We start from the raw sequence: 1,884 nt of genomic DNA, 5'->3' as shown, positions 1-1,884 counted from the left end.
TAATTATTGAGCATGATGGATTTAAGTATCTTAAATTCCACGATGAACCACTTGCTCAAATCATTCAAAATGAATTGAGCAGAAAATGGTAATTTTCGTGGGGATCATTCAGATCCCGAGCACAGCGAGGGATCTCCCCTGCAGTTGCACAATATTCACATGATCGTATGAATGATAGTTGGAAACCATGAATATTAAAAATAAATCGCAATTATTTCACTCGATTGCGTGAATAATTCGTCGATAACACTATAATCAATGATATATTACTAAAAATTCACTCGTTATAATGAAAAACAATATGAACAACCCCCACACACTGACAATAGGCTTGGCAATCGAAACAGAAAGGAAGCGAAGAAGACTTACCCAAACCCGTCTGGCTGAATTATCAAATACCAGCATTAATTTTGTGAGCCAGATCGAAAGGGGAAAAACTACGGCACAAATTGGCAAAGTGATTAATGTTCTGCAAATTCTTGGATTACAGCTCGCCATAGAGAAAGGCTCTGCTGGAGTGGTTAATCATAATGAATGATTTCAAAAACATAAATAAACTGACTATTTATAAAAATCTGGATCGTGCCGGGTTATTGGAAAGAACGCCGCAAGGCTGTGAATTTCATCTTTACCCCGATTATGTTAAAACCAGTAAACTGCCCTACTTCACGTATTGTATACCTAATAGTTCGCCCAATATACTCATCAGCGGCGATAACTTGCCTCCTTTTTTTGCAGGTCTTCTGCCTGAAGGAAGGCGCTTAAATGCTCTCATCAGTAAAGTAAAAACCTCTAATGATGATTTATTTTCTTTGTTTGCTGCAGCGGGTTCTGACTGCATTGGTGATATTTACGTTGGAGATCCTTTACCTGCGGAAATAAAAGAACATCCCAGGTTAGATGCAGTGAATTTCTACGCTTATTTTGAAGAGTTGATAGACCCCTCAAATTCGATATTAGACAACAATTCATTAGCCGGAGTTCAGGAAAAAATTTCGGCTTCCATGATTAGTTTTCCACTAAATATTGCAAGGAAAAATAAATCCTATATTTTAAAACTGAACCCAAAAGATAAAAATAACTTAATTCAAAATGAATTACATTGCCTCCAGTTAGCAAAAAAATGTGGTTTTACAGTTCCGAAAGCTAAAATAGTTATCGATAAGGACAGCAATTACGGATTATTAATAGAGCGATTTGACAGGATAAATCAGAGGAAACTACACCAGGAAGACGCCTGCCAGTTTTTAAATCGTTATCCTGCGGATAAATATCGTATTAGCATTAATCAAATAGCAGACGCCTTACTACACATAACGAATGCACCTCAGCTTGAAATTTTAAATTTACTTTGCCAGTACGCATTTTCCTATCTTATTTGCAATGGTGATCTGCATGCTAAAAATATCAGTTTGCAGACACTTGAGAATGGAATTATTACACTAACACCCCTTTATGATTTAATTTGTACAGCTATTTATAGTGATTTCAGAATGGCTCTTAAAATTGATGGACGTGATGATAATATAAAAAGAAAAACATTTATCACTTTTGCTGAACGATATAATATAAGTAAAAAAGCAATTAATTCCGCAATTGATACACTTCTTGAGCGATTCATAAGGCATCATGAGTGCTTATATTTAATCGAAATGCCTGAAAAGAGGAAAAATTTACTAAATCAGATGATTAGCAGAAGAGTAAATGATTTAGTCTAAATAGCACGCCCTAAAGTTTTTTTGTAGCTCCCCAAGTTGTGAATAAGGTTGATTTTAATTCAATTCAAATCGTCTTAACGTCATCCTGAACGCAGTGAAGGATCTCCTGAATCTGGCTCAGTTCTAAGCAGTTTGAGATCCTTCGCTACGCTCAGGATGACGTACC

2 protein-coding genes are annotated in these 1,884 nt (G+C 35.9%); both read left to right on the top strand.

The genetic code is table 11. From position 1 onward, the window contains the following. Positions 1-301 precede the first annotated feature (301 nt). On the top strand, positions 302-538 hold the full coding sequence (locus E1O89_RS15285) for a helix-turn-helix domain-containing protein (protein WP_133140914.1): 237 nt from the start codon (positions 302-304) through the stop codon (positions 536-538). Next, positions 531-1,718 carry a type II toxin-antitoxin system HipA family toxin gene (locus tag E1O89_RS15280; RefSeq protein WP_133140913.1) on the top strand — a complete coding sequence of 396 codons (1,188 nt, stop codon included), beginning with the start codon at positions 531-533 and terminating at the stop codon, positions 1,716-1,718. Before E1O89_RS15285 ends, E1O89_RS15280 begins: the two co-directional genes overlap by 8 nt. Positions 1,719-1,884 lie beyond the last annotated feature (166 nt).

It is taken from the genome of Legionella genomosp. 1 (assembly GCF_900640215.1).
GTDB classification, from domain to species: domain Bacteria; phylum Pseudomonadota; class Gammaproteobacteria; order Legionellales; family Legionellaceae; genus Legionella_C; species Legionella_C quinlivanii_A.
Note: the sequence above shows the minus strand (reverse complement) of the source record. Positions and strands in the feature narration are given on the sequence as shown.

Excerpts from the sequence above, each read along its gene's own strand:
- E1O89_RS15285 (WP_133140914.1), top strand. The coding sequence starts at position 302 with ATGAACAACCCCCACACACTGACAATAGGCTTGGCAATCGAAACAGAA.
- E1O89_RS15280 (WP_133140913.1), top strand. The coding sequence starts at position 531 with ATGAATGATTTCAAAAACATAAATAAACTGACTATTTATAAAAATCTG.